Source organism: Bacillus sp. JJ1521, from assembly GCF_036965165.1.
Taxonomy (GTDB): Bacteria; Bacillota; Bacilli; order Bacillales; family Bacillaceae_L; genus Ferdinandcohnia.
The window spans coordinates 1-12,835 of the sequence record NZ_JBALOX010000100.1; the positions used below are offsets into that span (position 1 = coordinate 1).

Sequence of the window (12,835 nt, forward strand, 5' to 3'; positions counted from 1 at the left end):
GATCAAAGACTAAGAACGCCACGTCCTGTGGCAACGTCTTTGTGACCCACATCGTGTGGGCCTAAAAAATCTGGGCGCAAATACGCCAAGGCGTATTTGATTATATTAAGTTAAGGGGCGTAACGGGGTGAATTATCAGGTTGTAATTCCGGCGGCAGGATCAGGTAAAAGAATGAACGCGGGGAAAAATAAACAATTCATCGAATTGAAATCAATACCAGTTATTATTCATACATTACGAGTTTTTGAACATGATCCGATGTGTTCGGGAATTATTTTAGTCGTTAATAAGGAAGAACAGTCCATTTTTCAAGAGTTGTTACAAACTCATAATATCGAAAAGGTTGTTACTTTTATACAGGGTGGCAGTGAGCGCCAATACAGTGTCTATAATGGCTTACAAGCCGTGAAGAACACTGATATTGTGTTAGTTCATGATGGTGCAAGGCCCTTTCTGAAACAAAAGCATGTTCATGAGTTGGTCAATATTGCAGCAGAAAAAGGAGCAGCCGTGCTAGCGGTTCCTATAAAGGATACAATCAAACGCGCCTCTCGTGATTCATATGTAGAAGAAACAGTTGAACGTTCTAGCTTGTGGGCCATTCAAACCCCACAAGCTTTTCATGTTTCTATCTTACAAGAAGCTCATGAATTGGCTAAAAAAGAAGACTATCTCGGTACAGACGAAGCTAGTCTCGTTGAAAGAATCCCAAAACAAGTATATATTGTTAAAGGCGATTACTTAAATATAAAACTAACAACACCCGATGATTTAGTTTTTGCAGAAGCAATTTTACAAAACTGGACAAATTAAAAACAAAAGTGCAAGCGCCTTGAAAGAGGAACATCGACTAACTACTGCCACGTCCTGTGGCAAACGTCGATGTCAGCACTTCTGAGTGCAAGTCCGACAAGCATAAGAAAAGCCGACAAGAATGATGCCTTTTATCCTTCTTGTCCGATTAGCTAGACCAGAGAGGGGCTAGGCGCTGGAACTAGATGACTAATAAAAAAAAGGGGGAAAACCCATGTTTCGTATTGGACAGGGCTTTGATGTTCACCAATTGGTGGAAGGACGCCCGTTAATTATAGGTGGAATTACCATTCCATATGAAAAAGGATTAGTAGGACACTCAGATGCAGATGTATTACTTCACACCGTATCGGATGCCTGTCTTGGAGCGATTGGTGAAGGTGATATAGGAAGGCATTTTCCAGATACAGATCCGAATTTCAAGGATGCTGATTCTGCGAAACTTCAGGAGCATGTTTGGAATTTGGTGAAGGAAAAGGGCTATAAATTAGGGAATATTGATTGCACAATTATCGCTCAGAAGCCTAAAATGGCTCCGTATATCGAACAAATTAGAGCCCGGATTGCTGAATTGTTAGAAGCAGATCCAACACAGGTGAATGTGAAAGCAACGACAACTGAAAAGTTGGGCTTTACAGGTCGCGGTGAAGGAATTGCTGCCCAGGCGACAATTTTATTACAAAAAGTAGACGGCTAAATCTTTATATTTTAAAATAGTATGATTAAAATACTAAAGCGTTGAAACGGAGGGTATATTTATGTCAAATAAAGTACGTGTGCGCTATGCACCAAGTCCAACAGGACATTTACATATTGGAAATGCAAGAACGGCCCTGTTTAACTATTTATATGCAAGAAACCAAGATGGAAAATTCATCATTCGGATTGAAGATACAGACAAGAAGCGAAATATTGAAGGCGGCGAAGAAAGTCAGCTAAAATATTTAAAATGGCTTGGTGTAGATTGGGATGAGGCTCCAGATGTTGGTGGCGAGTACGGTCCATACCGTCAATCAGAACGCAATGAGATTTATGAAAAGTATTACACGGAGCTTCTTGAAAAAGGACTCGCTTATAAGTGCTATTGTACGGAAGAAGAAATTGAAAAAGAGCGTGAAGAGCAGATGGCACGTGGTGAGACACCTCATTACTCAGGAAAATGCCGTCATTTAACAAAGGACCAAAAAGAAGCGCTAGAGAATGAAGGAAGACAACCTAGTATTCGAATTGCGATTCCGGAAGGGAAAGTCTACACATTCAATGACATGGTTAAAGGTGAAATCTCCTTTGAATCCGATGGCATGGGTGATTATGTGATCGTGAAAAAAGACGGCACTCCTACTTATAACTTTGCTGTCGTTATCGACGACCACCTAATGGAAATTTCGCATGTATTACGTGGGGAAGACCATATTTCCAACACACCAAAGCAAATTGCCGTGTACGAGGCATTTAATTGGGAGATTCCAACATTTGGACATATGACATTAATCGTAAATGAAAATCATAAGAAACTTAGTAAACGTGATGAGTCTATAATTCAATTTATTGAGCAATACGAGGAACTTGGATATCTGCCCGAAGCATTATTTAATTTCATTACCTTATTGGGTTGGTCACCAGGCGGTGAAAAAGAGCTTCATACAAAAGAGGAGTTTATTGAGATTTTTGACCCGGCCCGTCTATCTAAATCACCGGCTGTATTTGATACTCAAAAGCTTACATGGATGAACAATCAATATTTGAAAAACATTGATGTTGATCGTCTTGTTGGGCTATCATTACCACATTTAGTTAAGGCAGGCAGATTAAGTGAGCCGTTAATTGACGCTGATAAGCAATGGGCTCGTGAATTAATTGCGCTTCATCAAGAAAAGCTGAATTATGGAGCAGAAATCGTTGAACTAACAAGCTTATTTTTCACAGATGAATTAACGCTTGAAGAAGATGCAAAAGAAGTACTTTCGGGTGAAACAGTTCCTGAAGTATTAAAAGCCTTCCTACAAGAGATTGAAAGTCTTGAAGCATTCGGTGCAGATGAAATTAAAGCAGCCATAAAAGCTGTTCAAAAGGGAACAGGTCAAAAAGGAAAGAACCTTTTCATGCCTATTCGTGCGGCAGCTACTGGCCAACTTCACGGTCCGGATCTGCCACAAGCGATTCATCTTTTAGGAAAAGAAAAAATTATTTCGCGCTTAAAGAGTTTAATTAGTTAACATCTTGCCGAAAATGTAATATAGTATAGTTAACCAAAATTATAATGTTAAAGTGTTGATAAGGAGAGTAAATAAGTGATTTACTTTAACGTTTTTGCGAGCCTATTCGCAAATGCGGTCAGAGAGAACCATCACCGGCTGAAAGTGGTTTAAGGGAAATGCTTATTGAAATGCACCTTTGAGTCTTTTGTCGAACCATAACGAAGTAGACAAAGGCGGCGTCTCACCGTTACGAGATTAAGTTGAGGTAGTGAATTTTTCATTACCTAAACAGAGTGGAACCGCGTGAATATAGCGTCTCTGTGTTTATACACAGGGGCGCTTTTTATTTTGGAGAAAAAGGTACTGTCTAGCTACAGGCGCCATCGGCTTGTGCTTGTCTCCGATGAGCAGGCGCCTGCGCTTTTCTTATAAGGAGGGTTGATCGTGTTTAGACGAATGAAAGAGGATATCGAGGTTGTATTTGAACAGGACCCGGCAGCAAGAACTCATTTTGAGGTAGTCCTAACATATTCTGGTTTGCATGCTGTTTGGTCACATCGTGTGGCACATTTTCTTTTTACACGAAAGATGTTTTTCTTAGCTAGAACGGTATCGCAAATAAGTCGCTTTTTCACAGGCATAGAAATTCATCCGGGTGCTAAAATTGGACGTCGCTTTTTTATTGACCATGGAATGGGTGTGGTGATTGGTGAGACGTGTGAAATCGGAGATAATGTGACCGTGTTCCAGGGCGTAACACTTGGTGGTACGGGAAAAGAAAAAGGTAAGCGACATCCCACAATAAAGGACAATGCTCTTATTGCAACAGGAGCAAAAGTATTAGGATCGATTACAATTGGAGAAAATTCAAAGGTAGGAGCGGGTTCGGTTGTTCTACAAGATGTTCCTCCAAATTCAACGGTTGTCGGGATACCGGGTAGAGTTGTGATTCAAAATGGCGTCAAAATTAAAAATAGCAAGGATTTAAATCATCGAGATTTACCAGATCCAGTTTTAGATAAAATTAGAGAACTTGAAAATGAAATAAAAAGCCTAAAAGAGGAAATACAGCAAAAGGAAGGAGCAAAGGATAATGCCCATTCACATATATAATACGCTAACACGAAAGAAAGAAGAGTTTAAACCCCTTGAAGAAAATAAGGTAAAAATGTATGTGTGCGGTCCGACCGTTTATAACTATATCCATATAGGGAATGCGCGTCCTGCTATTGTATTTGATACAGTTCGTCGCTATTTTGAATTTAGAGGCTATGACGTTAATTATGTTTCTAACTTCACAGATGTAGATGACAAATTAATCAAAGCAGCAAATGAATTAGGTGAAGAGGTGCCAACCATTGCGGAGCGTTTTATCAATGCTTATTTTGAAGACGTTTCTGCGCTAGGTTGCAAAAAAGCAGATGTTCACCCAAGGGTTACAGAAAGTATGGATATTATCATTGATTTTATCCAAGCACTAATTGATAAGGGATTCGCCTATGAATCGGAAGGCGATGTGTACTATCGTACGAGAGAATTTAGGGAATATGGAAAGCTCTCACATCAATCCATTGATGAACTTCGTGTGGGTGCGAGAATTGAAGTCGGAGATAAGAAACAGGATGCCCTAGATTTCGTGCTATGGAAGAGTGCGAAGCCTGGAGAAATTTACTGGGAAAGTCCATGGGGGAATGGACGCCCAGGCTGGCATATTGAATGCTCAGCGATGGCGAAAAAATACTTGGGTGAGACAATTGATATTCACGCAGGCGGTCAGGACTTGGCCTTCCCACATCATGAAAATGAAATTGCGCAATCGGAAGCATTGAACGGCAAGACCTTCGCAAACTACTGGATGCACAACGGCTACATTAATATCGACAATGAAAAAATGTCAAAATCCCTTGGGAATTTCGTATTGGTTCACGATATTATCAAAGAAGTTGATCCGCAGGTATTACGCTTTTTCATGCTGTCTGTTCATTATCGTCATCCAATTAACTACAGCCTTGACCTACTTGAAAGTACGAAAAATGCGTTAGAACGACTACGTACTTCCTATGCAAATTTAAAACATCGTCTAGAAAGTAGTACAAATCTAACAAATAATGATGAAGAATGGTTAGAAAAAATAACAGCTTTCCGCAATGAATTTATCGTAGCAATGGATGATGATTTTAATACAGCGAATGCAATTTCAGTCTTGTTCGACCTTTCGAAACAAGCGAATTATTATTTACAGGAAAAAAACACGTCGGAAAAAGTAATCGAAGCTTTTTTACAAGAGTTCGAGGTATTATTTGATACGCTTGGGCTTCGATTAGAGGATGAACAATTACTTGATGAGGAAATCGAAGAATTAATTGCAAAGCGAAACCAAGCACGTAAGGATCGCGACTTTGCCTTATCTGACCAAATCCGTGACCAGTTAAAAGCAATGAATATTATTCTTGAAGACACTCCTCAAGGGACAAGATGGAAAAGAGGATAATCGATGATCTTTTTATCAGACAATCAAATTGATAGCCATCAATTAAACAGTCTTGCCCTTGCATATATGGGTGATGCCGTCTACGAAATGTATGTGCGGCATTACCTTTTGCAAAAGGGGAGTGTGAGGCCAAACCAACTTCATAATCAGGCGAAGCATTATGTTTCGGCAAAAGCGCAGTCTGCTGTGATTCACCAGATGCTGGATGAAGAGTTTTTTTCAGAAGAGGAACAAGCGGTAATTAGAAGGGGTCGCAATGCAAAGAGTGGAACCGTCCCTAAAAATACAGATGTCCAGACGTACCGATACAGTACTGCATTTGAAGCTTTACTAGGTTATCATTTTTTACAGAATAACACGGATAGAATTCATTCCATTATTGAAGAAGCGTTTCGAATCATCGAATCTTAAGAAAGGAGGAAAAAGAAATGGCGAGTGATTATACGATTGGAAAAAATCCTGTTATTGAAGCGTTAAAATCAGAGCGGGATATTAATAAAATTTGGATAGCGGAAGGCTCGAATAAGGGGCAGATGAACCAGATTACTTCCCTTGCTAAAGAAAGAAATGTCATGGTTCAATTTGTTCCCAAAAAGAAGATTGACCAAATGGTTGAGGGGAATCACCAAGGAGTTGTCGCGCAGGTAGCAGCTTATGAGTATGCTGAGGTTGATGATATTTTAGCTTTAGCCGCTCAGCGAAATGAAGCACCATTTATTATCCTATTGGATGAATTAGAAGACCCGCATAATCTTGGATCAATTCTTCGTACAGCAGACGCTGTTGGGGCACATGGGGTGATTATACCGAAAAGAAGAGCAGTTGGTTTAACGGCAACTGTCGCGAAGGCTTCGACGGGAGCAATTGAATATGTACCAGTTGCGCGTGTAACAAATCTAGCAAGAACGATCGATGAATTAAAGGACCTTGGTGTATGGATTGTTGGAACAGATGCGAAGGGAAAAGAGGATTATCGAAACGTCGATGGTAAAATGCCGATAGGCTTAGTAATTGGCAGTGAAGGCAAAGGTATGGGGCGTCTTGTAAAGGATAAATGTGATTTTCTTTTAAGTTTACCAATGCAAGGTAAAGTAACCTCTTTAAATGCTTCTGTTGCCGCAAGTCTACTAATGTATGAGGTATATCGTAAGCGGAATCCGTTAGGAGAATAATACAATGGATATCCTGCTGGTAGATGGCTACAACATAATTGGTGCATGGCCAGAATTACGTCTTCTTAAAACAAAGGACTTTTCGGCAGCGCGTGATTTATTAATCGAAAAAATGGCTGAATATCAGGCGTATACAGGATATAAGGTGATTGTCGTTTTTGATGCACACCTCGTACCAGGAATTGAGACAAAAACGAAAAGTCGAAAAATCGAAGTTATTTTCACCCGTGAAAACGAAACGGCTGATGAACGAATCGAAAAGCTTGCCAAACAATTAAGCAATATCAAAACACAAATCCATGTAGCGACCTCAGATTTTACTGAGCAATGGCAGATATTCGGACAAGGAGCCTTACGGAAGTCAGCCAGGGAATTATTAACCGAGATGGAAGTCGTGGAGTCTGGAATTCAAAAGGATGTAAAGACAACCTATCAAGAAAAAAGTGTGTCGAAGATTCCACTTTCCGACGAAATTGCAGAAATTTTTGAAAAATGGCGTCGAGGACAACGATGAGCGGTTGACGCTTCGAAAACTACTCCTGTATAATATTTCTAGATAAAGAAATTTATGAACATTAGGGATTCCAAGTTTTGTAGGAAGCAACTTCTAAGGTAGGTCGGAGGGATCGGTGTGAGTTCAAGCTTCGATGATTATGGCAACAGGTTAAAATATGACCGACTAGAGGATGAGGCAGTCGTGGAAATGGTTCATGCTGGAGAAAGTGAGGCATTGGACTATCTGATCAACAAGTATAAAAACTTTGTGCGTGCAAAAGCCAGATCATACTTTTTAATTGGGGCAGATCGTGAAGATATTGTTCAAGAAGGTATGATCGGGTTATACAAAGCAATTCGTGATTTTAAAGAGGACAAGCTTTCTTCGTTTAAAGCGTTTGCAGAACTTTGTATCACACGTCAAATTATTACTGCGATTAAAACGGCGACAAGACAAAAGCATATTCCTCTAAACTCTTATGTTTCGTTGGACAAGCCGATATATGATGAAGAATCTGACCGTACATTAATGGATGTTATTTCAGGGGCGAAGATTTTGGATCCTGAGGAATTAATCATTAACAGAGAAAAGTTTGATGACATTGAATTAAAAATGGCAGAGCTCTTAAGTGATTTGGAGCGCAAGGTATTGTCTTTATACTTGGATGGAAGGTCTTATCAGGAGATCTCGGAGGATCTAAACCGACATGTAAAGTCAATTGATAATGCACTCCAGCGTGTAAAACGTAAGTTAGAACGGTATTTAGAAATACAAGAAATTAAATTATAAGTAACCGTTTTTAACCAATATTTATAGATAGCGGCTAGTATTGACATATAAATCAAGCCTATGTTACATTTTTAAGGAAATTGAGACTTTTTTTCATAAAATTGGGCGCAAATACGCCAAGGCGCATTTGATTAGATGAAGGTGATAAAATGCGAAAAAAGGTAATTTTAGCCTGTGTGGATTGTGGCAGTAGAAATTATTCAACGATGAAGAATAGCACTTCAACTGAACGACTTGAAATGAAGAAGTTTTGTAAGACCTGCAATTCTCATACAAATCATCGTGAAACGAAATAGATTAGGACTGTTTTGATAAAGTTGGAGGTTACATGGATGAAACGCTTAACCAAGTTTTTTCGTGAAGTAGTTCGAGAAATGAAGAAAACAAGCTGGCCAAAGAGAAAGGAACTCACACGTTATACAATCGTTACAATAACAACGGTAATTTTTGTAGCAGTGTTCTTTGCCGTGGTTGACCTAGGAATTTCTGAATTAATTCGTTTGGTACTTGAATAAACACTGTACACTCATGGTATAATGATGGATAGAGAATAAAGAATGTTTACGAAAAAGCCCGGGCACGGGTTTTTTTAATTGCAAAAAAATAGAGCGTCAAGATGTGGTTTAGACCCAATAAAGGGAGGGAAGGGACAAGAGTCCTAACTTATGGAAAAGAATTGGTATGTTGTTCATACGTATTCAGGGTACGAAAATAAAGTAAAAGCAAATTTAGAAAAACGTGTTGAGTCAATGGGGATGCAAGATAAAATCTTCCGCGTTGTTGTACCAGAAGACGAAGAGACAGATATTAAGAATGGTAAAAAGAAAATTGTTAAAAAGAAAGTATTTCCAGGTTATGTGTTAGTCGAATTAATCATGACGGATGATTCTTGGTATGTCGTACGTAATACACCAGGAGTAACTGGCTTTGTTGGATCAGCGGGTTCTGGTTCGAAACCAACACCGCTTTTACCAGAAGAAGTAACATTCATCCTTAAAAGAATGGGAATGGATGAAAGACCTGTGGAAGTTGATTTCGAATTGAAAGAAACAGTTCGTGTGAAAGAGGGTCCATTTACAAACTTCACTGGAGCAATTGAAGATCTTGATATAGATAAGCAAAAAGTAAAAGTTCTGGTAAACATGTTCGGTCGTGAAACCCCGGTTGAATTAGACTTTACACAAATTGAAAAAATCTAGATCGAAATGCTGAAGTGATTTTAGATGAACGTCCACTAAAGGCCGCCACGTCCTGTTGCAAGCGTGGACGTCAGCACATCCTGTGCAAGTCCGACAAGCATATGACGAATTACACAGGAAATCCTGATTTCTGAAGTAATTTGGCATATGACCTCGAGGGTCTAGCTGCTTACGCTAGACAAAAAAGTTTAAGAAAAACTTGATATTGAAAATAAAAAGTGGTAATATTGCATAGGTCAGTATGTCTTGAAAAACTCAAGACTACTTATGCTAACGTTCTTTATCGATATGTAAAGAATAGATGAGTGGGAGGGTAAACCCCTATTACCACATCACGGACTTTAAGGAGGTGTGTCTCGTGGCTAAAAAAGTAATTAAAGAGGTTAAATTACAAATTCCAGCGGGTAAAGCAAACCCAGCACCACCAGTTGGACCGGCATTAGGTCAAGCAGGTGTTAACATCATGGGATTCTGTAAGGAGTTCAATGCTCGTACAGCAGAACAAGCTGGTTTAATTATTCCTGTTGTAATCACAGTTTATGAAGATCGTTCATTTACGTTTATTACTAAAACTCCTCCTGCTGCAGTTCTTTTAAAGAAAGCGGCTGGTATTGAGTCTGGTTCTGGTGAACCTAACCGTAATAAAGTTGCAACAGTTAAGCGTGATAAAGTACGCGAGATTGCAGAAACAAAAATGCCTGATTTAAATGCGGCGTCTGTTGAATCTGCAATGCGTATGGTTGAAGGTACTGCTCGTAGCATGGGAATTGTTATCGAAGACTAATTCCTATTTGTTACATGCTTCAAGGGGTTGCGGATGGAACATCTCTTTTTTCGTTCGCAACCTTTGTTTTGTCTAGCGTCAGTATGAAATCGATTATGCTGTTTGCTGGACGTGGGAGGTTATTCCGTTAAAACCACAATTGAGGAGGAAATGATAATGGCAAAAAGAGGTAAAAAGTACGTTGAAGCTGCTAAATTAGTAGACCGTACAAAAGCATATTCAGTTGCAGAAGCAATTGAATTAGTAAAGAAAACAAACACAGCTAAATTTGATGCTACTGTTGAAGTTGCATTCCGTTTAGGAGTTGACCCTAAGAAAGCTGACCAACAAATTCGTGGTGCAGTTGTTCTACCAAACGGTACTGGTAAAACTCAACGTGTATTAGTTTTCGCTAAAGGTGAAAAAGCAAAAGAAGCAGAAGCTGCTGGAGCTGACTATGTTGGCGATAGCGAGTTCATCACTAAGATCAACCAAGGTTGGTTTGATTTTGATGTAATCGTAGCTACTCCTGACATGATGGGTGAAGTTGGTAAACTTGGTCGTGTATTAGGACCTAAAGGTTTAATGCCAAACCCTAAAACTGGTACTGTTACTTTTGACGTAACAAAAGCAATCAACGAAATCAAAGCTGGTAAAGTTGAATACCGCATTGATAAATCTTCAAATATCCATGTTCCAATTGGTAAGATCTCATTTGATGATCAAAAACTAATTGAGAACTTCACTACGATTTATGAAACTATGCTTAAGGTTAAACCATCTGCAGCAAAAGGTACTTACATGAAGAACGTTGCTGTATCATCTACAATGGGACCTGGCGTAAAAGTTGACGGTTCTACTTTCTAATTAGAAAATAGTGGATATTGACTTTTGCGATAGCATTTCATATAATAAATTTTGTTGTTAACAAATGAATAGCATTTGTACCGTAGACAGTAGGTGCTTTTAATAGCTTAATTCCCTACCGAGGTGTAGTATATATACTTGATCATACTACCTCTATGTCTATGCGGCATAGAGGTTTTTTAATCTAAAGGATGTTCATCTTGGACATCGTCTAACACCGAACGGTTTCAAGTGTCTGAAATTACTCACAGGAGGTGTAGAAGAATGAGTCATGCAGTAGAACAAAAGCAACAAATTGTAACTGAAATTGCAGACAAATTCCGTGCAAGTAAATCAACTGTAGTTGTAGACTACCGCGGTCTATCTGTTTCAGAAATAACAGAACTACGTAAGCAACTTCGTGAAGCTGGCATTGATTTTAAAGTGTACAAAAACACATTAACTCGCCGTGCTGCAGAACAAGCTGAGCTTGCTGGTTTAAATGATGCATTAACAGGACCAAACGCAATTGCTTTCAGTAATGAAGACGTAGTTGCTCCTGCAAAAATTCTTAATGACTTCGCGAAAAAGCATGAAGCATTAGAAATTAAAGCGGGTGTTATCGAAGGAAACATCGCAACTCTTGAGGAAGTTAAAGCTCTTGCTGATCTACCATCACGCGAAGGTTTACTTTCTATGTTGCTTAGCGTACTTCAAGCTCCAATCCGAAACCTTGCACTTGCTACTAAAGCAGTTGCAGAGCAAAAGGAAGAGCAAGGCGCTTAATCGTAAGACAAATATACAATTCGAATTACAAATAGGATAATTAACTAAGGAGGATTTTCTAATGACTAAAGAACAAATCATTGAAGCAGTTAAAAGTATGACTGTTTTAGAACTAAACGACCTAGTAAAAGCAATTGAAGAAGAATTTGGTGTAACTGCTGCTGCTCCTGTAGCTGTAGCTGCTGGTGGCGCTGCTGAAGCTGCTGCTGAGCAATCTGAATTTGATGTTGTATTAGCAGATGCTGGTGCACAAAAAATCAAAGTTATCAAAGTTGTACGTGAAATCACTGGTCTTGGCTTAAAAGAAGCTAAAGAACTTGTTGACAACACTCCAAAAGCTATTAAAGAAGGCGTTTCTAAAGAAGAAGCTGAAGAAGTTAAAGCTAAACTTGAAGAAGTTGGAGCTGGCGTAGAAGTTAAGTAATCTTTAATGAACGTATGAAAAAGCTCGCTATGAAAGCGAGCTTTTTTTATCAATTTGGAATGATATGGGTATACTGCACATATACTCTTATGTTGGGAGATACATAAATGGCCGAACATTATTATACTAGCAAACCCACGGTAGCAAGCAATCAAAAAACACTTTCGTTTGTTTTGAAAGGACATTCCTTTTCTTTTACAAGTGATAGTGGTGTTTTTTCAAAAAATGAAGTCGATTTTGGATCAAGATTACTAGTAGAGGAATTTCGTGCTCCTGAAGTTGTTGGTGCTTTTTTAGATGTTGGTTGTGGGTATGGACCAATTGGACTTGCGTTAGCAAAAGTACATAATGATCGTTCTGTTGAAATGATTGATGTGAATGAGCGGGCGATTGAGCTTGCGAAGAAGAATGCAGAAATGAATAAGGTTAGCAATGTGGAAATTCATCAAAGCGATTTGTTTGCAAATGTAGAAAATAGAGGGTTTGCTGCGATTATTTCCAATCCACCAATTCGTGCAGGTAAGAAAGTAGTTCATCATATTTTAGAAGAGAGTTATCAGTATTTAGTACCTGGAGGAGAGCTTTGGGTTGTGATCCAAAAGAAGCAAGGAGCTCCATCTGCAATTGAGAAGCTTGAAACTATTTTTGAAGAAGTGGAAATTGTTGAAAGAAAAAAAGGTTACCATATCATTAAAGCAGTGCGAACGAATTAATTCACAAGAAAAATCTGCTTGACAAAAGCAAAAACCTGTTGACTGGCTATTTCTCGTGTGGTAGCATTATATAATGCCGATATGTAATTTTTCCATGTATAACTAAAAAATTAAATATATGTATAAATATAGTATGTATGGAAA

Annotated in this window: 17 protein-coding genes and 2 other annotated features; all 17 genes read left to right on the plus strand. The window is 38.9% G+C overall.

What is annotated here, in order from left to right:
- Nucleotides 1-127: 127 nt before the first annotated feature.
- The 17 genes from ispD to V7147_RS14520 all read left to right on the plus strand — a co-directional run bounded on the left by ispD (nucleotide 128) and on the right by V7147_RS14520 (nucleotide 12,691).
- Nucleotides 128-814, plus strand: coding sequence for a 2-C-methyl-D-erythritol 4-phosphate cytidylyltransferase (gene ispD / locus V7147_RS14440; RefSeq protein WP_335368549.1), 687 nt, complete (start codon nucleotides 128-130; stop codon nucleotides 812-814).
- A 214-nt stretch (nucleotides 815-1,028) separates the two neighbouring features.
- Nucleotides 1,029-1,511 carry a 2-C-methyl-D-erythritol 2,4-cyclodiphosphate synthase gene (ispF, locus tag V7147_RS14445; RefSeq protein WP_335368550.1) on the plus strand — a complete coding sequence of 161 codons (483 nt, stop codon included), beginning with the start codon at nucleotides 1,029-1,031 and terminating at the stop codon, nucleotides 1,509-1,511.
- 61 nt (nucleotides 1,512-1,572) lie between these two features.
- Nucleotides 1,573-3,030, plus strand: a complete 1,458-nt coding sequence (gene gltX / locus V7147_RS14450; protein WP_335368551.1) for a glutamate--tRNA ligase — start codon at nucleotides 1,573-1,575, stop codon at nucleotides 3,028-3,030.
- 46 nt (nucleotides 3,031-3,076) lie between these two features.
- Nucleotides 3,077-3,335 (plus strand) — a binding site (T-box leader).
- A 118-nt stretch (nucleotides 3,336-3,453) separates the two neighbouring features.
- Nucleotides 3,454-4,125, plus strand: a complete 672-nt coding sequence (epsC, locus tag V7147_RS14455; RefSeq protein ID WP_335368615.1) for a serine O-acetyltransferase EpsC — start codon at nucleotides 3,454-3,456, stop codon at nucleotides 4,123-4,125.
- Entirely contained in the window at nucleotides 4,106-5,503 is a 1,398-nt protein-coding gene (cysS, locus tag V7147_RS14460) for a cysteine--tRNA ligase (protein WP_335368552.1), read from the plus strand. Before epsC ends, cysS begins: the two co-directional genes overlap by 20 nt.
- 3 nt (nucleotides 5,504-5,506) lie before the next feature.
- Nucleotides 5,507-5,914: a Mini-ribonuclease 3 gene (locus V7147_RS14465; RefSeq protein WP_335368553.1), complete on the plus strand. Its 408-nt coding sequence runs from the start codon at nucleotides 5,507-5,509 to the stop codon at nucleotides 5,912-5,914.
- A gap of 17 nt (nucleotides 5,915-5,931) precedes the next feature.
- A complete protein-coding gene (rlmB, locus tag V7147_RS14470) occupies nucleotides 5,932-6,675 on the plus strand; it encodes a 23S rRNA (guanosine(2251)-2'-O)-methyltransferase RlmB (RefSeq protein WP_335368554.1) in 744 nt (247 codons plus the stop codon).
- Between the two features lie 4 nt (nucleotides 6,676-6,679).
- Nucleotides 6,680-7,189: an NYN domain-containing protein gene (locus tag V7147_RS14475; protein ID WP_335368555.1), complete on the plus strand. Its 510-nt coding sequence runs from the start codon at nucleotides 6,680-6,682 to the stop codon at nucleotides 7,187-7,189.
- A gap of 117 nt (nucleotides 7,190-7,306) precedes the next feature.
- A complete protein-coding gene (sigH, locus tag V7147_RS14480; protein ID WP_438824598.1) occupies nucleotides 7,307-7,960 on the plus strand; it encodes an RNA polymerase sporulation sigma factor SigH in 654 nt (217 codons plus the stop codon).
- Nucleotides 7,961-8,109: 149 nt separating this feature from the next.
- A complete protein-coding gene (gene rpmG, locus V7147_RS14485; protein WP_335368556.1) occupies nucleotides 8,110-8,256 on the plus strand; it encodes a 50S ribosomal protein L33 in 147 nt (48 codons plus the stop codon).
- 36 nt (nucleotides 8,257-8,292) lie between these two features.
- A complete protein-coding gene (gene secE / locus V7147_RS14490) occupies nucleotides 8,293-8,475 on the plus strand; it encodes a preprotein translocase subunit SecE (protein ID WP_335368557.1) in 183 nt (60 codons plus the stop codon).
- A gap of 150 nt (nucleotides 8,476-8,625) precedes the next feature.
- The gene (nusG, locus tag V7147_RS14495; protein WP_335368558.1) at nucleotides 8,626-9,159 is read left to right on the plus strand and encodes a transcription termination/antitermination protein NusG; all 534 of its coding nucleotides are present in this window, start codon (nucleotides 8,626-8,628) and stop codon (nucleotides 9,157-9,159) included.
- Nucleotides 9,160-9,517: 358 nt separating this feature from the next.
- Nucleotides 9,518-9,943 (plus strand): 50S ribosomal protein L11, encoded by a 426-nt coding sequence (gene rplK / locus V7147_RS14500; RefSeq protein ID WP_229141879.1) that lies wholly within the window; start codon nucleotides 9,518-9,520, stop codon nucleotides 9,941-9,943.
- 156 nt (nucleotides 9,944-10,099) lie between these two features.
- Nucleotides 10,100-10,789 carry a 50S ribosomal protein L1 gene (gene rplA / locus V7147_RS14505; protein ID WP_335368559.1) on the plus strand — a complete coding sequence of 230 codons (690 nt, stop codon included), beginning with the start codon at nucleotides 10,100-10,102 and terminating at the stop codon, nucleotides 10,787-10,789.
- Between the two features lie 62 nt (nucleotides 10,790-10,851).
- Nucleotides 10,852-10,979 (plus strand) — a sequence feature (ribosomal protein L10 leader region).
- Between the two features lie 74 nt (nucleotides 10,980-11,053).
- The gene (gene rplJ / locus V7147_RS14510) at nucleotides 11,054-11,554 is read left to right on the plus strand and encodes a 50S ribosomal protein L10 (protein ID WP_335368560.1); all 501 of its coding nucleotides are present in this window, start codon (nucleotides 11,054-11,056) and stop codon (nucleotides 11,552-11,554) included.
- Nucleotides 11,555-11,615: 61 nt separating this feature from the next.
- A complete protein-coding gene (rplL, locus tag V7147_RS14515; RefSeq protein WP_335368561.1) occupies nucleotides 11,616-11,978 on the plus strand; it encodes a 50S ribosomal protein L7/L12 in 363 nt (120 codons plus the stop codon).
- Nucleotides 11,979-12,085: 107 nt separating this feature from the next.
- Nucleotides 12,086-12,691 carry a class I SAM-dependent methyltransferase gene (locus tag V7147_RS14520; RefSeq protein WP_335368562.1) on the plus strand — a complete coding sequence of 202 codons (606 nt, stop codon included), beginning with the start codon at nucleotides 12,086-12,088 and terminating at the stop codon, nucleotides 12,689-12,691.
- The last annotated feature ends 144 nt before the right edge of the window (nucleotides 12,692-12,835 follow it).